Annotated in this window: 19 protein-coding genes and 1 pseudogene; 14 read left to right on the plus strand and 6 right to left on the minus strand. The window is 61.0% G+C overall.

Going from position 1 to position 16,542, the window contains the following annotated elements; all coding sequences use genetic code 11:
* Nucleotides 1–48: 48 nt before the first annotated feature.
* Together cueR and OCK01_RS05875 are read left to right on the plus strand one after the other, a co-directional pair.
* Entirely contained in the window at nt 49–498 is a 450-nt protein-coding gene (gene cueR / locus OCK01_RS05870; protein ID WP_263823084.1) for a Cu(I)-responsive transcriptional regulator, read from the plus strand.
* Nucleotides 499–689: 191 nt separating this feature from the next.
* Nucleotides 690–1,946, plus strand: coding sequence for an adenylate/guanylate cyclase domain-containing protein (locus OCK01_RS05875; RefSeq protein ID WP_263823085.1), 1,257 nt, complete (start codon nt 690–692; stop codon nt 1,944–1,946).
* A gap of 51 nt (nt 1,947–1,997) precedes the next feature.
* On the opposite strand, the gene OCK01_RS05880 is transcribed toward OCK01_RS05875, so the two are convergent.
* The 4 genes from OCK01_RS05880 to OCK01_RS05895 all read right to left on the minus strand — a co-directional run bounded on the left by OCK01_RS05880 (nt 1,998) and on the right by OCK01_RS05895 (nt 4,470).
* The gene (locus OCK01_RS05880) at nt 1,998–2,324 is read right to left on the minus strand and encodes a DUF982 domain-containing protein (protein ID WP_263823086.1); all 327 of its coding nucleotides are present in this window, start codon (nt 2,322–2,324) and stop codon (nt 1,998–2,000) included.
* A 398-nt stretch (nt 2,325–2,722) separates the two neighbouring features.
* Entirely contained in the window at nt 2,723–3,361 is a 639-nt protein-coding gene (locus OCK01_RS05885) for a transmembrane anchor protein (protein WP_263823087.1), read from the minus strand.
* A 22-nt stretch (nt 3,362–3,383) separates the two neighbouring features.
* Nucleotides 3,384–4,049 (minus strand): HupE/UreJ family protein, encoded by a 666-nt coding sequence (locus tag OCK01_RS05890; RefSeq protein WP_263823172.1) that lies wholly within the window; start codon nt 4,047–4,049, stop codon nt 3,384–3,386.
* Between the two features lie 97 nt (nt 4,050–4,146).
* Nucleotides 4,147–4,470: a hypothetical protein gene (locus tag OCK01_RS05895; protein ID WP_263823088.1), complete on the minus strand. Its 324-nt coding sequence runs from the start codon at nt 4,468–4,470 to the stop codon at nt 4,147–4,149.
* Nucleotides 4,471–4,658: 188 nt separating this feature from the next.
* Here OCK01_RS05895 and OCK01_RS05900 point away from each other — a divergent pair, with 188 nt between their 5' ends.
* Genes OCK01_RS05900 through OCK01_RS05910 form a run of 3 tightly spaced genes read left to right on the plus strand, consistent with a single transcriptional unit; the run spans nt 4,659 to nt 6,918 of the window.
* Nucleotides 4,659–4,934 carry a metal-sensing transcriptional repressor gene (locus OCK01_RS05900; RefSeq protein WP_263823089.1) on the plus strand — a complete coding sequence of 92 codons (276 nt, stop codon included), beginning with the start codon at nt 4,659–4,661 and terminating at the stop codon, nt 4,932–4,934.
* Nucleotides 4,935–4,942: 8 nt separating this feature from the next.
* Nucleotides 4,943–6,151: a nickel/cobalt efflux transporter gene (locus tag OCK01_RS05905; RefSeq protein WP_263823090.1), complete on the plus strand. Its 1,209-nt coding sequence runs from the start codon at nt 4,943–4,945 to the stop codon at nt 6,149–6,151.
* 47 nt (nt 6,152–6,198) lie between these two features.
* A complete protein-coding gene (locus OCK01_RS05910) occupies nt 6,199–6,918 on the plus strand; it encodes a nickel/cobalt transporter (RefSeq protein ID WP_263823091.1) in 720 nt (239 codons plus the stop codon).
* A gap of 34 nt (nt 6,919–6,952) precedes the next feature.
* Here the strand turns inward: OCK01_RS05910 and OCK01_RS05915 are convergent, their stop codons facing one another.
* On the minus strand, nt 6,953–7,402 hold the full coding sequence (locus OCK01_RS05915; protein WP_263823092.1) for a DUF305 domain-containing protein: 450 nt from the start codon (nt 7,400–7,402) through the stop codon (nt 6,953–6,955).
* A gap of 153 nt (nt 7,403–7,555) precedes the next feature.
* Here OCK01_RS05915 and OCK01_RS05920 point away from each other — a divergent pair, with 153 nt between their 5' ends.
* From OCK01_RS05920 to OCK01_RS05945, 6 genes are all read left to right on the plus strand, one after another.
* Entirely contained in the window at nt 7,556–8,062 is a 507-nt protein-coding gene (locus OCK01_RS05920) for a hypothetical protein (protein WP_263823093.1), read from the plus strand.
* Between the two features lie 294 nt (nt 8,063–8,356).
* Entirely contained in the window at nt 8,357–9,802 is a 1,446-nt protein-coding gene (locus OCK01_RS05925) for a TolC family protein (RefSeq protein WP_263823094.1), read from the plus strand.
* Nucleotides 9,803–9,815: 13 nt separating this feature from the next.
* Entirely contained in the window at nt 9,816–11,189 is a 1,374-nt protein-coding gene (locus OCK01_RS05930; RefSeq protein WP_263823095.1) for a multicopper oxidase family protein, read from the plus strand.
* An 11-nt stretch (nt 11,190–11,200) separates the two neighbouring features.
* On the plus strand, nt 11,201–11,680 hold the full coding sequence (locus OCK01_RS05935) for a plastocyanin/azurin family copper-binding protein (protein WP_263823096.1): 480 nt from the start codon (nt 11,201–11,203) through the stop codon (nt 11,678–11,680).
* A gap of 22 nt (nt 11,681–11,702) precedes the next feature.
* Nucleotides 11,703–11,978, plus strand: coding sequence for a copper-binding protein (locus OCK01_RS05940; protein WP_263823097.1), 276 nt, complete (start codon nt 11,703–11,705; stop codon nt 11,976–11,978).
* Between the two features lie 65 nt (nt 11,979–12,043).
* Nucleotides 12,044–12,508 carry a DUF411 domain-containing protein gene (locus OCK01_RS05945; protein ID WP_263823098.1) on the plus strand — a complete coding sequence of 155 codons (465 nt, stop codon included), beginning with the start codon at nt 12,044–12,046 and terminating at the stop codon, nt 12,506–12,508.
* A 123-nt stretch (nt 12,509–12,631) separates the two neighbouring features.
* Here OCK01_RS05945 and OCK01_RS05950 read toward each other — a convergent pair whose 3' ends face one another.
* Nucleotides 12,632–14,803, minus strand: a complete 2,172-nt coding sequence (locus OCK01_RS05950) for a putative bifunctional diguanylate cyclase/phosphodiesterase (protein WP_263823099.1) — start codon at nt 14,801–14,803, stop codon at nt 12,632–12,634.
* Nucleotides 14,804–15,181: 378 nt separating this feature from the next.
* Here OCK01_RS05950 and OCK01_RS05955 point away from each other — a divergent pair.
* The 3 genes and pseudogenes from OCK01_RS05955 to OCK01_RS05965 form a co-directional block, all read left to right on the plus strand.
* A pseudogene (locus OCK01_RS05955) lies at nt 15,182–15,405 on the plus strand (haloacid dehalogenase); the annotation flags it as partial.
* Nucleotides 15,406–15,453: 48 nt separating this feature from the next.
* Nucleotides 15,454–15,963 (plus strand): MFS transporter, encoded by a 510-nt coding sequence (locus OCK01_RS05960; protein ID WP_263823100.1) that lies wholly within the window; start codon nt 15,454–15,456, stop codon nt 15,961–15,963.
* 255 nt (nt 15,964–16,218) lie between these two features.
* Entirely contained in the window at nt 16,219–16,536 is a 318-nt protein-coding gene (locus OCK01_RS05965; RefSeq protein WP_263823101.1) for a hypothetical protein, read from the plus strand.
* Nucleotides 16,537–16,542 lie beyond the last annotated feature (6 nt).

Below are 16,542 nucleotides of genomic sequence, written 5' to 3' on the forward strand. Positions count from 1 at the left end.
CGACCGCGTCGACATCGGCACGGGCCTCCACCATCCCAGGAGACGGACATGAACATCGGAGATGCAAGCAAGGCCACCGGGGTCTCGTCAAAAATGATCCGCTACTACGAGCAGATCGGCCTCATCAAACCCGCCCACCGGACGGACTCGAGCTACCGGACCTATACCGAGAACGACATCCACACCCTGCGTTTTGTCCGCAGGGCGCGGGACCTCGGGTTTTCGGTGGAGCAGATGAAGACCTTGCTCGCTCTGTGGCGTGACCGCTCCCGCGCCAGCGCCGACGTCAAGGCGATCGCCCTCGAACAGGTCGCCGAACTCGAGCGGAAGGCGGCGGCGATCGCGGAGATGACGAAGACCCTCAAGCATCTGGTGAACAGCTGCCAAGGGGATCATCGTCCCGACTGTCCGATCATCGAAGGCTTCGCGGAGGGCAAAGGCAAGGTCGACGCCACGCCCGCCAAGGAAGGCCGTAAGTTCGGCGTCGCCGCCGTCTGAACGTAACGTTAACCGCGCGATCCGTTTGCGCATGAAGGAAGATGGAGCGATACAAGGGTCACGGCCCTAGTATCTCGACGCCACAGCAGCTGCTCGGTGCGCAGCCGATCCAGGTTCAAGCCCTCGGCAGGTCTTCCATCCTCACGCACCCAGACGGCATTCATAGGCACCACACCGGACAGGGGATAGATATGTCCAATCATTCGGCGCACCACGCCGCACATGCGCGCGCCGTACCAGGCGATGGGCTTCGCATACGGTTGCTCGGCGGCGAGCTCTTGCGTTTGGCCGCCGTCGCGGTTCTGGTCGGCAACTTCGTGATCGGCACCTATCAGAGAAGCACTGTCCACACCGCGCTCATCGTCGGATATCTGATCGTGACGCTGCTTTCACTGCTTGTCGCCGCCAGGCGTCCCGACGCCGCATGGCGGCAACCGCTGTTCGTGCTCGCCGATGCGGTCGCCATCCTGCTCATGCTCTGCATGCACGCCGCGCAGGGGCCGTTGGACCACGGCCGCGCTCTGACGCCGCCGGGCTTGGTCGTCGTCTTCGTCCTGCTGATAAACGCCGCGCTCACGTCCGACGCGAAGCTCGTCGGTCGCTTTTCGTCGGTGGTCTTTCTCGGCTGGATCGCCATCATCGCGGCAGCCGTCGCCAACACGGGACTTGGACTGTCCGAAGCCCTGTTCGATCCCGAAGTCCAACGTGAACTGGGGCTTGCGCTCAGCTTCGGCGTCACCGCGCTTGCCGTCCATGTCATCGTGCGCCAGCATACCGAAACAGCGACGGCCGCGGAGGCCGCCCAACGGCGCGGGAGCAATCTCGCGCGGTTCTTCTCTCCGGCGGTCGTCGACCAGCTTGCAGGCGGCGGCGACCTCCAGCTCGAGCGCCGTCAGGTGGCCGTCATGTTCGTCGATCTGAGAGGTTTTACGAGTTTCGCGGAGTCCGCTTTTCCCGAACAACTGCGCCACATGCTTTCCGAGTTTCGGGACATCGTATCGGCGGCGGTCGTCCGGCACGGCGGCGCTGTCGACAAATTCCTCGGCGACGGTGTGATGGCTGTGTTCGGACATCCGGCTCCCCGGGAGGACGATGACGACCGGGCCATGGCCTGCGCGCTGGAGCTCGTGGACGAACTCGATCGCTGGCGGAAGCGCGAAGTGGCCGCGGGACGACCAGCGCTCAAGGCGGGCATCGGGCTGCATGCGGGAACCGCGATGGCCGGGGTCCTCGAAGCTGGATGCCACAGCGAGTACACGGTCCTCGGTGACGTCGTGAACGTCGCGCAGCGTCTTCAAGTCGTGTCCAAATCAGTCGGTGCGACCCTTGTCGTCTCGGAAGACGTGAAGTTCGCCGCACGGTCGGCTGGAACGTTGGCCGCGTGGCATGATTCCAAGGCGGTGGCGATACCCGGCCGCAAACTTCCGCTTAATGTCGCCTACATATGACCCAGCGGAGCTTGTTCGGCCGGTTCCCTTCGACGTCCAGGCCAAGCCGATTCAATCCTCTGGACGCAAGAACATGTCGGTGAGTGCGTTCTCCGCTTCTGCAGCCACCCGCCGCTCTAAAAGCGACTGGTCTCTGTCATGGACCTCGAATGGGTATCCGGCTTCCATTGCGGCGACCGTGAAAGCGGCTTGCAAGCCATCGGCAGGCACGAGTCCGGCAAAGACCGCCTCGCACGTGCTCAAGGCACGTTGAAACGAAGGACCATCGTGCCCGTCAAACTCGTCGCGGAGGCATTGGCGCGCTTGATCCGCCGTTTCGACGAAGTGCCATCGCCCGCCGATCTGGAGCGCAACCACCGAGGTGAAGGTCAAATGCACTGGCGTCGGTCCTGCCCCGTTCGGCGACCGCATTCCATTCTCAAGGCCGCGCATCGGGGGTGGTCATATCCATGATTGGCTGCCTGGTCTCGGTGGGCAGGCATCTGTAAATTCTCAATTTTACGTCCTTGGTGGTGCCTTCCACCGGGAGTGAAACCGCACTTGGCTATGGAGGGCAACGCGGCCAGCTTCGTCACGCGCGGTGAATTCGGACTTGAGCAGTGATTTGCCGAAACCAGTCAAACATCGGGTGGTGTTGGGATCGGAGGGAACGTTGGCGTACAAAAGGCATAACGGGCCCCGGCGAGATGGCGGACGCGGGTTTGGACCGTTCACGGCGGTGGTTGCGGGCATATGGGAGCGGCCCGCCGGGAATGGGCGGGCCGCCACCGTATCAACTACATCTTCTTCATCTCGGCGAAGTCGCCCGAAGCCTTGATGGTGAGCGTGACGTCGGCATCGCTCCGGTTTCGCCAGAACCAGCCGTGCCATCCGTCGAAGGCGGCTTCAAACTCGCCTTCGTCGCCGGGTTGCGCGCGGCCCTTCTTGTAGCTCGTCGTGGAGCCATCACCGTCGGCGTGGAGATCGTAGTTCAGTGTGCCGCCTTCCGCAGTCCAGGAATACGTGGCTTTCGCGCCAGCCTTCATCTCGAGCTTGATCTCCGTGGACTCGCCGGGCGCGAGCGTCACCGTCATCTCCTTCTTCCACGCCTCCTGAGCATGAGCGGAGGAGATGAAGAAGCTCCCGATAGTTTCCATCAGGCTTGTGCCCTGATCCTTGGGAAGATCGGTTTTCGCCGGAGCCTCCATCTGCTGGACGCGGTCCGCTTCGGCTTCTTCGGCGAGTTGGGCCTTGATCTCGCCCATCTCGGTGAGCCCCAGGACCTTTCCGGCCCCGGTTGGGTCGATGCCGTATTCTGACGGCAGGACGATGGTGGCGAGGATAACCACCGCGGCGGCCGCGGCGCTGACGGTCGAGATCGCCAACTGGCGGGAGGTGGGAAGGTCGTCCTTGGAAGGCGCGTTGGAATTGAACATGTCGAGTTCCTTTGCTGGGGGATTAGGAGACGAAATAGCCGGTTAGCTGGTAGCCGATCAGCACGAAGCCGGCGGTCATCATGATGACGTTGGCGGTGTAGGCGTGTCGGAGGAAGCTCGATGTCTTCCGCCAGTAGCTCATGGCGATGAGGATGATGGCAAGCGCGATCAACTGGCCGATCTCGACCCCGACATTGAAGGCGAGCAGGTTCGGGATCAGCCCGTCCTGCGCGATGTCGTATTCGAGGATTTTGGTTGCCAGACCAAGGCCGTGGAAGAAGCCGAAGATCAGGGTCGCGAGCTTGGTGTCGGGCTGATGGCCGAACCAGACCTTGAAAGCTCCGAGATTGTCGAGCGCCTTGTAGACGACCGACAGCCCGATGATGGCGTCGATCAGGTAAGCGCTGACGTTCCAGCCGAAATACACGCCGAGCAGCATCGTGGTCGAGTGCCCGATCGCGAACAGGCTGACATAGATCGCGATGTGCTTGAGCCTGTAGAGGAAGAAGATCACCCCGAACAGGAACAGCAGATGGTCGTATCCCGTCACCATGTGCTTGGCTCCGAGATAGATGAAGGGCAGGATGTGGATGCCCGAGATTTCCTGGATATAGCCCTTGTCGCCTTCGGCAACCGCATGTGCAGAAGCCAGTCCGGCGGTGAAGAGCATCAGGAGAATCGCGAGCATCGGTAGGAGCGCGAGCCGCATGGCGTCGCTACCCCGTCCGTGGATCGGTCGCATGAGAATACCTTGTCGTTCGTTGAGTTGCCGCGAGCGCGGCGGTTCAGACGAGCGAGGAAGGTCTCGGTGGTCTATCTATTGCGTAGAGACGGCCGGCGCGGGCGTCATCCTGCCCGAGCGTGAAGGCGGCAGATGAGGACTTCATGACGACCTGACCCAACCCTGGCGGCGTGCTCGCCTTCTCGTGGGTGTGGTCAGCGTGGTGATGGTCGGCCTCGCCAGAAAACGATTCGAAGTCCTCTGCATCGATGTCGTGGCTATGCCCGTGGTCCTCGTCGTGCTCGGCAAGAGCGAATGCAAACGACGGTCCATGATCGAGGGGGCCATGTCCCAGCCCGCTCAAGGGAAGAAACATTACCGCGATCATAAGTAGGGCCGCCAGGCAAGTTCGCAAGGGCACACCATCATTGTGGCGCGGGAGCGCCGGGGTTGAGAGTCGATCCCGTGAGGGAGCACGAATACTATCCCACAATAGCATGGGCGAGGCTGTTTCCTTGAAATCCGAACGAATGCTAGCGCGTTGACTAATCCACTCCAGGGGGATAGGTCAAGCGCATGACAGACCATATCCATGAAAGCCATCCGGAAATCGCCAAACGGCTCAAGCGAGCTGAGGGCCACCTCCGCAGCGTCATCGCTATGATGGAGGAGCACCGCGCTTGCGTCGACATCGCCCAGCAGTTGCACGCCGTCGAGAAGGCGATCTCGACAGCCAAGCGTGCACTGATCCAGGATCATATCGATCATTGTCTTGAGGATGCTGTCGGAAAGGAAGGTCGCGCCCAGCGAGCTTCCATGGACGAGTTCAAGACGATCACGAAGTATCTGTGAGTTTGCCGATGCCTGGTTTCGCCGAACTGCTCCAGCAGAGCACCGCCCATGCATGGCTGTTCATTCCGTCAGCCATCCTGCTTGGCGCACTCCACGGCCTTGAGCCGGGCCATTCGAAAACCATGATGGCGGCCTTCATCGTCGCGATCCGGGGAACCGTGACGCAGGCGGTCATGCTCGGACTAGCGGCCACCGTGTCGCACACGGCGATCGTCTGGGGCATCGCGCTCGTCGGCATGTATATCTGGCAAGGCATCGACGCCGAAGAAATCGAGCCGTATTTCCAGCTTGCTTCGGCGGTCATCATCATCGGCGTGGCGCTCTGGATGTTCCGGCAAACGTGGCGTGACCAGCAGGCCGCCAAAGCTGCGGCCGGGCATTCCTATGACGGACACCATGGCGACCACTCGCATTCCCATGCGCGCCATCACGGTCATGGAGAAGACATCCGACGGATCGATACGGGACATGGCGTTGTCGCGGTCGAGGTATTCGAGGATGGCGTTCCGCCGCGCTGGCGTATCCGAAACGAGCGAGGCCATGGCTGGCGCGCCGCCGACGTCACCCTGACCATCGAACGCCCGGATGGCGCGATGCAGTCCTTCATTTTCGTCGAGCGCGACGGCTTCATGGAGTCGGTCGACGAAATCCCCGAGCCGCACGAATTCATGGCGCGGCTCAACCTCGGACACGGCGGACATAGCCACGACTACGATCTCGCTTTCACCGAGGGTCATGATCACGGCCACGACCACATCCACGAGGAACTTCGCGGTCTCGAAGTCGCCACCGACGGCTACCAGGATGCGCACGAACTGGCGCACGCCAACGATATCCGCCGCCGCTTTGCCGACCGGAAGGTGACAAACTGGCAGATCGTTCTCTTCGGCCTGACAGGTGGCCTGATCCCTTGCCCGGCGGCGATCACCGTGTTGCTCCTCTGCATCCAGCTCAAGCAGTTCAGTCTCGGCTTCGTGCTGGTGCTCTGCTTCTCGATCGGGCTTGCCATCACGCTGGTCACCGTGGGGGCGCTCGCGGCGCTGAGCGTGCGGCACGCCACCAAACGCATCTCCTGGTTCGAGACGGTCGCCCGGCGAGCGCCCTATGTGTCGAGCCTGCTCATCATCGCGGTCGGCCTTTATGTTGGGGTGCAGGGTTGGCGTGGATTGGAGGCAGGGCACCATGGCCCGGCTCCTGCCGTCGAAACATCGCAGTGAGGCCCTGATTCCCGGGTTAGGCGAACTCGCAAGGAGTTGTAGAGCTCGTGTTCCAAGCGCTGATCGACATCCAAAGGGACATCTATCTGGCGCTCGCCGAGCACATAAAGGCGTTTGCCGCAGGTGGCAGCTGGTCCGCCTTCCTCGCCTTCCTGCCGCTCGGCGTCGTGTTCGGCGCGGTTCACGCGATGACGCCGGGCCATAGCAAGGCGCTCCTCGCCACCTACCTGACGGGGTCCTCAGCCGGACTGGGTCGAGGTCTCGCCGTGTCCCTGACGCTTTCCTTCGTCCATGTCACGACCGCAGTCCTCATCGCCTGGTTTTCGCTGCCTCTCGTATCGCGAATGCTCGGCAGTGCGGGCGACGCCCCGATACTGGAGAACCTCAGCCGGGGGCTGCTCGGCTTGATCGGTCTCTGGATGCTGTGGAGCGCGCTTTTCCGTCCACCGCACACTCACGGCGATGGCGAAGGCCTTTCCGTCGGTGTCATGGCGGGGCTTGTCCCGTGTCCGCTGACGCTGTTCGTGATGAGCTTCGCCATGGCGCGGGGCGTTCCGATCGCGGGCGTCATGTTCGCCGCCGTGATGATGATCGGCGTCGCCGTCACGCTGTCGGCCACGGCGCTCACTGCCATCGTCTTCCGTCAACGAGTTGCCAAACTGTTGTCCCGACACCCAAAGCTGATCGCTGGCGCGACCAAAACGGTCGAGGCCCTGGCAGGAGCGATCCTGGTGGTGGTCGCTGTCCGTGAGATCATGTTCCGCTGATCTGTGGCGAGCATCCCAGGACGAGAAGATCAGATCACTTTGCGTTCGTCTCGACCCACTTCGACATCTCCTCGATCTCATTGAGCTGAGCGTCGATGATCTTCTTTGCCATCGCTTTGGCCTCATCGTTCTTGCCATACGAGAGTAAGGTCTTGGACATTTCAATCGCTCCCATGTGATGAGCGATCATGCCGCAAACGAACGCGATGTCGGGGTCACCAGCCATCATCGCCTGCATCATCGGCGGCATGGTCTTGCGCATGCCTTCCATGTAGCTCTTGTTGAAGTCGGTGAGCTCGATGCCGTGCATCTGCTCCATCATAGCTCCCATCGGCATGTCCATCATCTTGCCCATGGGCATGTTCATTTCAGAGGCGGCGCTGCTGCATTTCCCGGGCATGGCTGCTTCCTGAGCCTGGGCTTGGACCAAGGCGAGTCCCAGGAATGCTACAGCTCCGGAAAGGATGGCGAGCTTGGTTCTCATGGTGATGTCTCCTTGATGGGCGCAAGTTGCGCCTCGGGGCCGGACGGTAGCCCATGGGCCCCGATCCGCCTTGTCCTGCATCAACACAGGCCATGTGGTGAGAGTTCCGAACCCTGAAATGTCGAGCTGAGAAACTGCGCGTTGAAAAGCCCCTTGACCTTGCCAGTGTTGGAAGGCTTACGAGGTGGTAATGGTTGTCGATTGGGCTTTCGCTTGACGGCGGACCGCAAATCGTTCTGTATGCAGACGGTCAAGGAAACCGAACTCGTGATCGCAATCGCCGCCCATAGGCTGATGTTCTTTCTCCGGCTGGCCCTGGTCGCCTCGCTGGCGGGTTACATGTTGCCGACTGTGAGCTTTGCGATGCATGGCGACTTTGCCGCGAGCTACGCCCAGAAGGCGGCCTCCGCCGATGCGCATGCCGCCCATTCGCATGACGCGGCCGAAGCGGTTCACGACCATGGCGAACGGACGGCCGACCATCACGAGAACACGTCCAAACAAGACTGCTGCTCGAACTTCTGCCTGAACATGGCCGTCGTCGATGATGCGCCTGAGTTCCGAGTCGCCAGAGTCTCGGCGGCGCTGGAATACTCGAACGACCTGCTGGTTTTCGCCGACCCAATAGGACTTATTCGGCCCCCCTGTTCCCGTACATGATTGACGGCCGCATCCGCGGCTGAAGGCGGTCGTTCGCGACCGAACCTCAGTTCATGTTCGGAATCCATCCATGAAACACCTGTTAATGGTGGCCGCCCTGCCAGTTCTGCTGGCCGGATGCGCAGCCACAAAGCCACCCGAGGTTACGTCCTACCGTGACCCGGCTGACCCGTCCATAGAGGCAAAATCGAGCCATCATCACAGTCCCGTAGCCTACACGGCGCGTGTTCCGGTCGAACCTGAGCCATGGAAAAAGCTCAACGAGGACCTCTCCTCCGATGGGGGAGATGCTTCATGAAGCCCTCCCTTACTATCGGCGGATTGGCCGCCGTGATCCTGCTCGCCGGATGCACGACCGGAGCCGAGTTCTCGGCTGATGATGCCGGGTTCACCACCGTCGGCGATAAGACGGCCGTCCTCGCCAAAGATACCGTTTGGGTCCAGAGCCGCGCCCAGGCCGAAAAGACCCAAGCGCGGGTCAAGACGCTGTTGGCGACGTCCAAGACCCTCGACGCCGAGACGGCTGTGCAGATCGCTCTCCTCAACAACAAGGGCCTTCAGGCGGCTTATGCCGATCTCGGCGACGCCGGGGCCGACGTCTGGCAATCGACGATGTTCGTCAATCCGACCGCTTCGGTAGGGCTCGGCACGCCAGGCCTTGAAGCCTACCGGGCGATCGAAGCGACGCTCGCCGTCAACCTCCTGGCGCTAGCCACGCGGGAGAAGACGATCAAGGTCGCCAAGGTCCGTTTCGAGCAGGCGCAGCTCAACGCCGCGATCAAGACGCTCGAACTGGCCGCCAATACGCGGCGGGCATGGATCAACGCGGTCGCGGCGCGCGAGATCGTCGTGCAACTGGGCCAGGCGCAGATCGCCGCAGACGCGGCCTCCGAACTTGCGCAGGAGCTTGGCAAGGCCGGCTCAATGACGAAGGCCTCCCAGGCGCGGGAGCACGCCTTCAACGCCGAACTGGCGGGCCAGGCCGCACAGGCGCGCTTGGCCGAGCGGTTGTCCAAGGAGGAACTCACGCGCCTGATGGGTCTCTGGGGGAACGATGCTGCCTACAAGCTTCCCAACCGACTTCCTTCGTTGCCGAAAAAGCTCATCACGACCGATGTCATCGAGGCGCAGGCGCTTGCCAACCGCGTCGATCTCCAGGTGGCAAAGTTGGAACTGGAGGCGAACGCCAAAGCCTACGGTCTGACGGAAGCGACCCGTTTCGTCACCGACCTCGAGATCGTCTCGGGCTTCGAGACCGAGCGCGAGAAGGAGGACGGCAAGATCAGGAAGGAGACGACCTATTCCAAGGAGTTGGAGTTCGTCATCCCGATCTTCGACAGCGGCAAGGCGCGGATGCGCAAGGCCGAGCTTGCCTACATGCGGGCCGCCAACCAGCTCGCGGAAAAGGCGGTCAACGTCCGCTCGGAGTCGCGGTCTGCCTATGAGGCCTATCGGTCCAGCCATGACATCGCCCGGCTCTATCGCAACAGCGTCGTGCCGCTAAGGACGACGATCGAGCAGCAGTCATTGCTGACCTATAACGGCATGATCACCAACACATTCGAGCTTCTGGCCGACACCCGGGACAAGGTCAACGCCCAGCAACTCTCCATCAACGCCAAGCGCGACTTCTGGCTCGCGGCGGCAAACCTGACGGCCGCCGTCTATGGCGGCGGCGCAGGTTCGGCCCCGGCCGAGGCTGCATCCGCCGCGCCGTCCAACGCCCCCGGCGGACATTAGGGAAGGATCAGAGATGTTCTCAAGAAGACAAATCCTCGGCGCGGGCGCGGCACTGGTCTCCAGTTCTGCCTGGGCCTCCACCACCAATATGGGATTGCCGGAGGCAGCCCTCATGGACAAGGCCTCGACCCAGGGGCCGCTCCATCCGCCTTCGGGGCCGGATTACCAGCCCGTGGTCACCTTGAATGGCTGGACTCTGCCCTTCCGCATGAACAACGGCATCAAGGAGTTCCACCTCGTCGCCGAACCTGTCCAGCGCGAGATGGCGGAGGGTATGACTGCCAACCTCTGGGGTTACAACGGCCAGTCGCCCGGACCGACCATCGAGGCGGTAGAAGGCGATCGGGTTCGCATCTTCGTGACCAACAAGTTGCCCGAACACACTACGGTGCATTGGCACGGGATGATCCTGCCCTCGGGCATGGACGGCGTCGGCGGGCTGAGCCAGCCGCATATCCCTGTCGGTAAGACCTTCGTCTACGAGTTCGACCTCGTGAAATCAGGGACCTTCATGTACCACCCGCATTCCGACGAGATGGTGCAGATGGCGATGGGCATGATGGGCTTCTTCGTCATTCATCCCAAGGACCCGAAGTTCATGCCCGTGGATCGGGATTTCGTTTTCCTGCTTTCGGGATACGACATCGATCCCGGCACCTATGTGCCGAAGGTGATGACAATGACGGACTTCAATATCTGGACCTGGAACAGCCGGGTGTTTCCCGGAATTGATCCGCTCGTTGTTTCGAAGAATGACCGTGTGCGCGTTCGGGTGGGCAATCTCACCATGACGAACCATCCGATCCACATGCATGGCTACGACTTCGAGGTGACCTGCACAGACGGCGGCTGGGTGCGGCCTGAGGCGCGCTGGCCTGAAGTGTCGATCGATATCCCTGTTGGAGCGATGCGGGCTTACGAGTTCGACGCCAAGTATCTCGGCGACTGGGCGATCCACTGCCACAAGTCGCACCACACCATGAACGCCATGGGCCACGACGTGCCGACCTTCATCGGCGTCGACAAGAGCAAGGTCAGTGAAAAGATCAAGAAGCTCCAGCCCGAATACATGCCCATGGGTACCAAGGGCATGGCCGACATGGGCGAGATGGAGATGGAACTCCCTGACAACACCGTGCCGATGATGACGGGCTGGGGCCCGCACGGCCCGATCGAGATGGGTGGAATGTTCTCGGTGGTGAAGGTCCGCGAGGGCATCTCGGCCGACGATTACAGCGATCCGGGCTGGTACGAAAACCCGCCCGGCACCCAAGCTTGGGAGTGGACGGGATCGTTGCCCGATCATGCCAAAGCCGAGGACGCAAAGACCAAGGTAACGCCGAAGGACGGCGCGACGACGAATTCCTCCCACAAAGACCATCACTGAAAGGACAATCCATGAAGACGCAGATCATCGCATTGGCACTATCGGCATTCGCATTCGCCGCATTGGCATCCGGCACGCATGAGGGCGGACACCACGACGAACTGGTCGTCGGCAAGCCCGGCAAGGCGGCGCAGGTGACCGAGACCATCAAGATCACGATGAAGGAAACGGACGACGGCAGGATGGTCTTCGAGCCGGCCGCCATCAAGGTGCGCAAGGGGCAGACCGTGCGCCTTTCGATCCACAATGTCGGCGAACTGGATCACGAATTCGTGCTCGATGGGCACAAGGAAGTCATCGAACACAAGGCGCTGATGGAGAAGTTCCCGGAGATGGAACACGACGATCCAAATGCAATCCGTCTTGCGCCTGGTAAGGCGGGCGAGATCATCTGGCAGTTTTCCAAGGACGGAGAATTCAAGTTCGCCTGCCTCGTTCCCGGCCACTACGACGCCGGCATGCATGGTGACGTCACCGTCGCAGAGAAGTGACACCTAAAGGAGCAACACGATCATGAGAAAGCTCATCGCTATCACCCTTTCCATCGCCCTTTCGGCGACCTTCGGCTTCGCGGCCGAATTTACTAAGGGCAAGGTCAAGAAGCTGGATGAAAAGGCCGGGAAGGTCACGATCATCCACGAGGAACTCAAGAGCCTCGACATGCCCGCCATGACCATGGTGTTCCGCATTGGCGAGGGCGTCGACGCCGCAAAGTTGAAGGCAGGGTCCGACATCGAGTTCTCGGCCGATCGGGTGAACGGCAAGATCACGGTGACCGAAGTCAAATGAACGCGTGGCGGCATGGTCTATCACGACCGTGCCGCCCGGACGCTTCATCAGGGAAGGAAACGACCATGAAAACCGACCGCAGACAGTTTCTGGCGGGGAGCGTCTCGGCGCTCCTGCTGGCCGTTCTTGCAAAGCCCACCTCAGCCTCCCCGACCGTCATGACGGTCCACAAGGACCCGAACTGCGGCTGCTGCCATCTCTGGGCAGAGGCGATGCAGAACGCCGGATTCGACGTCCAGCTCAACGACCTCGGGGACCTCGCGCCGATCAAGGCCCACCTTGGTGTTCCCGCAGAACTTGAGGGCTGCCACACCGCCGAGATCGATGGCTACTTCCTCGAAGGCCATGTGCCGCTCTCGTCCGTGCGCAAGCTTCTTGCGGAGCGGCCACCGGTCAAAGGCCTCGCCGTCCCGGGCATGCCCTCGGGTTCGCTCGGGATGGGCGACGATCCTTCCGCGAGCTACGATGTGGTCGCCGTGCCCCTGTCAGGCAAGCCCTATCTGTTCGAAGCCGTTCGGCCGAAGGCCTGACGCGGCGAGGAGGCGAAAATGGAAGACAATCGTCATCACGGGCACGCCCGGAACGGCGATCACGCTTGTCAATCAATACCGCAACTAACGTGGTTCAAGCGACAGCGTTTGGTGAATGGATTCTCAGGCAGACCGTACAAGCAGGTGCGCGAAATACTTTGCCGTGATCTCGTCGGCTGTGACGGGTTTGCTGAACAGAAATCCCTGGAGTTTGTCGCAGCCGCACAATCTAACTGCCGTCGCCTGTTCCTCGGTTTCGATGCCTTCGGCGGTGACCGGCAGGTGCAGGGCGTTCGCGAGTGCTACGGTCGCCTGAAGTATGGCCCCTCCATTGTTATCCTGGTGTAGCCCAATGACAAGCGAGCGGTCGACCTTCATGCTGTCAAATCCGAATTCGCGGAGCGTTCCGATGCTGGCATAGCCGCAGCCGAAATCGTCGAGCGCAATCTTCACCGCCGCCTCACGCAAACCGTTGAATGCCCGCTTCGCCTGATCAGGATTCGAGATGAGGGCGCTCTCCGTTACCTCAATGGTCAGTCGCGCCGGGTCGAAGCCGGATTTCGCGAGTATATCTCGGACCTGACGACAGAAGTCTGGATTTCTCAATTGCAGTGGCGAGACGTTGACCGCGACTCCGATCCCGGGCCAGCGCACCCCTTCTAGAATGGCCAGCCTTAGAACCTGAAAGCCGAGCTGGTCGATAAGACCCGCCTTCTCAGCGACCCTTATGAATATCTCCGGCGAAACAGGTCCCCGAGTTGGACTGGTCCATCTAGCAAGCGCCTCGACCCCCGTCACTTCCCGCGTTGACGCATCGACTAGCGGCTGGAACACGACGCGAATTTCTTTATTTGCAATACCATGTCGCAGCTCTTGCTCGAGTTCGGAGTTCCTTCCAGCATCTTCATCCAACGAAGGTTCAAACCCAACCGCCACGCCGCGTCCGAGGTCCTTTGCCCGATAGAGGGCAAGGTCGGCCCTTCTCAAGAGCTCGACGCTGTCAGTCACTCCAGCCTCTGCCTGGGCCGAGCCGACGCTGCCGCCAATCTCGATGATCCTGCCGTCGATATTGAATGGTGGCTTCAACGCCGCGAGTATGAAGTCAGCGAGCGAGCTCGGGTCCGTCTCGAGCATAGGCGCGTCTCCGATCACGGCGAATTCATCGCCGCCGAGGCGCGCCACAGAGGCGGTCGATGGGAGGCTCGCAACAAGTCTGTCGGCTACATCCTGTATGAGCCTGTCCCCGACCAGATGCCCCCACGCATCATTGACGGGTTTGAAACCGTCCAAATCAAGAATGTGGAGGGTCGCCGGGGACTTGCTTCTAATGGAAAGAGCCATCTCAAGCCGCTCAAGGCATCCTGCACGATTCAACAGGCCTGTCAGCGCATCATGCTTCGCCTTATGGTTGGCCACGCGCTCGCCGTTTCGTAGGACGCGGAAGACGACGAAGCCACACGCCGCTACGGCTCCAAGTAGGACCAAAAGGACTAATGCCGAAAGAAGAAAGGCGGGGCGGACTCGATGATAGCTCGCGGTTCCCGGATGAATAGGTGGCCATGTCATGCTGGCAATCTTGCGGCCTTTGATGTCTACGATATCGGCATGGAGAATGGAAGGTTCGCCAGGCGCTTCAGTCAACAAGAGACCCTCAATGCTGAAGGTCTCAGCGATTTCGGCCACAACACTCGAAGTTAACTGCTTGGAATAGACGAGGACCTTCGCCTTTCGAATGTCGAAGGTGGCATCCTCCTGTGAAGGCTGGACAGCTGCAGCGCCGATCAGAGCCACCCCACTGCTGGTTTTTACAAACCCGACCGACAGGTTTTCTGCCGTAATTCCAGATCGGCGCGCGGCGGCCACGACATCCCCGAGGTTTCCTAGAAGGAACCTGTCGACATCCGAATCGCTAATCGAAACGCCTTTGTGGTAAGCAATCAAGGAACTGCCGTCGGGATTGATTACCAAGGCGGTATCGTAAAGCGGATAGTCCTCCGTCGTCGCCCCCCAGTTCTCTGTTGCCCATTCCGCGGCCCCATCACCATTTAGACTCTTGTAGGCATCGTCCCAGTAGGCATTGTCACGAACCGTAGCGCCCAGCTGCTTTTTTAGAGCAGAAAGTGCTCCCGTGGTGGCAGTTAGGGCGCGTGCATCATCCATTTGGTCCGCCGACAAGGCCATCGACCCGATTGCGTTTGAAACCACATACGCAAGGCTTGCGAGCGTCGAGAGGATAAAGAGGCACGTGGCCAGGACAGCGAGGAGGCGCAAACGCAGTCGGGAGCTCAGTGCCATGTACGATCCAATGCGACGTTAATGCCCCTGCACATGGGCGGCCAGCGGCATCATGCCTTGCTACAGAAACGATATTAAGTCATTACTCTGAAAGCAGTATTAACATGTGCTTGTACGATAAAACTCCAATCCGCTAACCCGTATCCGAGGTTCGCGGCAAGGCACCCGTGATCGGGTCGTCGCCTGAACCCCTGGGCCATACCGAATAACTCCGGCCATTGGACTTAGTCACCGCGAAATGGAGATTCGAGGTCTTGCTTCCACTCACCCGCTGGGCACCACGTGTCGAACAGCTTGCCGGTTATGCGCCCGCGGTGCAGTTGGTGCATGCCATGGACCGAGTACGTTGGCGGATTTTGCTAGAGCGCAAATTCTAGGGAGGGACTGCTCAACGCGCGAGACCTTTCGCATGCGACCATTAGCAACACTAACCAGCAGCTTTCCTTGGCCCGCGTTAACAACGCGGCAGGATCGGCGCTGGGGTGCTCCATCCCGCATTTGGCCTGCTTCTCCCCCCGATCATTGCCGCCGCAGTGATGGCGCTGTCGTCAGTCAGCTCAATCGCAAACCCTTTGAGGCTACGCAGGGCGAGGATCGACTGATCCAGTTCAATCTCAGCTACTGGGGCGTTAGACCCTTGGCTACTCCGCATGGGAAGGCGGCTTGGCGCTGGTGCCGATGACGGTGGCCATCATGGCCTGATGGTGGGCTTGTCAGGCAAGTTCATCGCGCTCGTCGGCCCCAAGACCATTCTAGTCGTCGGTCTTTCAGTCTTGGCGGCCGTGCTGGTCATGCTTTCGCGCTTGCCCGCTGACGGGGACTTTGTGGCCGACGTTTTGCCAGCATCGCTGCTCGCGGCCTTCGGCATGTCCCTGGCCTACATTCCGGCGACGATGGTCGGCGTCTCGGGCGCGCGGCCGGAGGAGACCGGACTTGCGTCTGGTCTGATCAACACGACCTACCAGGTGGGATCGGCGGTGGGCCTTGCCGCGATGGTGGCCGTGGCGGCTGCCAATCAATCCGGTTCGGCCGAAGCGGCGGACCTTCTCCCCGGCTTCAAGGCCGCGTTCTCCGGAGCGGCTGTCGTCGCTGCGGCGGGAGCCGTGCTGGCGCTGATCGGCCTCCGCAGCGGCAAGGCCGCGATGGCACCCGCCGAGTAACCTCGGGAGGGCGGCGTGAGCCGCCCTTTGTTTCTATCGACGTGACAGCGATGACCGCTAATGGCGCATTCCGGCCGTTTGGTCTACTTGATCCACCTGGGGTACTCCGGTAACCGCTTGCCTCACTCACTTCGCCGCTTAACTAAACCTTTGTAGGTCCGTCATGACGGGGCGTATAATGGCGATGCATCCCACGCTCTGGAATGATCTCTCCGCAACGACACGGCGCTGAGCGCCCTTTCAACGGAGAGTTCCATGCAGAAGAAAACATTGGCGATCGCCTTCTTCGGCGTCCTCGCTTCATTCGCAGCGTCCGTCTTCGCAGGCGACGTCGATTCCAACGTTCGGCGGCCCACGCCCTTCTCGGTCATCTACCTGAGCGAAATCACGAACAAGGCAGAAAAGGCCTTCATCAAGACAATGGCGACAAAGGCGAAGGTCGCAGCACTTCAGCGCGAGATCGACGCCGACCCTGCCTTGGGCCGTAAGCTTCTGGCACGCGGCGTTCCCATCCGCCACATCATCTCACGGAAGAGAGCCCTTAACGGCAACTACATCTTCTACGTCCGTTGATCAGAT

The organism is Rhizobium sp. TRM95796 (assembly GCF_025779995.1).
In the GTDB taxonomy this organism is placed as follows: Bacteria; Pseudomonadota; Alphaproteobacteria; order Rhizobiales; family Rhizobiaceae; genus Rhizobium_E.

What these genes read in the sequence shown, in the direction of transcription:
- OCK01_RS05885 (WP_263823087.1), bottom strand. Translation starts at nt 3,361, where the DNA reads ATGTTCAATTCCAACGCGCCTTCCAAGGACGACCTTCCCACCTCCCGC.
- OCK01_RS05965 (WP_263823101.1), top strand. Translation starts at nt 16,219, where the DNA reads ATGCAGAAGAAAACATTGGCGATCGCCTTCTTCGGCGTCCTCGCTTCA.
- OCK01_RS05915 (WP_263823092.1), bottom strand. Translation starts at nt 7,402, where the DNA reads ATGAGAACCAAGCTCGCCATCCTTTCCGGAGCTGTAGCATTCCTGGGA.
- OCK01_RS05940 (WP_263823097.1), top strand. Translation starts at nt 11,703, where the DNA reads ATGAGAAAGCTCATCGCTATCACCCTTTCCATCGCCCTTTCGGCGACC.
- OCK01_RS05895 (WP_263823088.1), bottom strand. Translation starts at nt 4,470, where the DNA reads ATGATCGCGGTAATGTTTCTTCCCTTGAGCGGGCTGGGACATGGCCCC.
- OCK01_RS05930 (WP_263823095.1), top strand. Translation starts at nt 9,816, where the DNA reads ATGTTCTCAAGAAGACAAATCCTCGGCGCGGGCGCGGCACTGGTCTCC.
- cueR (WP_263823084.1), top strand. Translation starts at nt 49, where the DNA reads ATGAACATCGGAGATGCAAGCAAGGCCACCGGGGTCTCGTCAAAAATG.
- OCK01_RS05890 (WP_263823172.1), bottom strand. Translation starts at nt 4,049, where the DNA reads ATGCTCGCGATTCTCCTGATGCTCTTCACCGCCGGACTGGCTTCTGCA.
- OCK01_RS05950 (WP_263823099.1), bottom strand. Translation starts at nt 14,803, where the DNA reads ATGGCACTGAGCTCCCGACTGCGTTTGCGCCTCCTCGCTGTCCTGGCC.
- OCK01_RS05925 (WP_263823094.1), top strand. Translation starts at nt 8,357, where the DNA reads ATGAAGCCCTCCCTTACTATCGGCGGATTGGCCGCCGTGATCCTGCTC.
- OCK01_RS05935 (WP_263823096.1), top strand. Translation starts at nt 11,201, where the DNA reads ATGAAGACGCAGATCATCGCATTGGCACTATCGGCATTCGCATTCGCC.
- OCK01_RS05875 (WP_263823085.1), top strand. Translation starts at nt 690, where the DNA reads ATGTCCAATCATTCGGCGCACCACGCCGCACATGCGCGCGCCGTACCA.
- OCK01_RS05900 (WP_263823089.1), top strand. Translation starts at nt 4,659, where the DNA reads ATGACAGACCATATCCATGAAAGCCATCCGGAAATCGCCAAACGGCTC.
- OCK01_RS05905 (WP_263823090.1), top strand. Translation starts at nt 4,943, where the DNA reads ATGCCTGGTTTCGCCGAACTGCTCCAGCAGAGCACCGCCCATGCATGG.
- OCK01_RS05960 (WP_263823100.1), top strand. Translation starts at nt 15,454, where the DNA reads ATGGGAAGGCGGCTTGGCGCTGGTGCCGATGACGGTGGCCATCATGGC.
- OCK01_RS05945 (WP_263823098.1), top strand. Translation starts at nt 12,044, where the DNA reads ATGAAAACCGACCGCAGACAGTTTCTGGCGGGGAGCGTCTCGGCGCTC.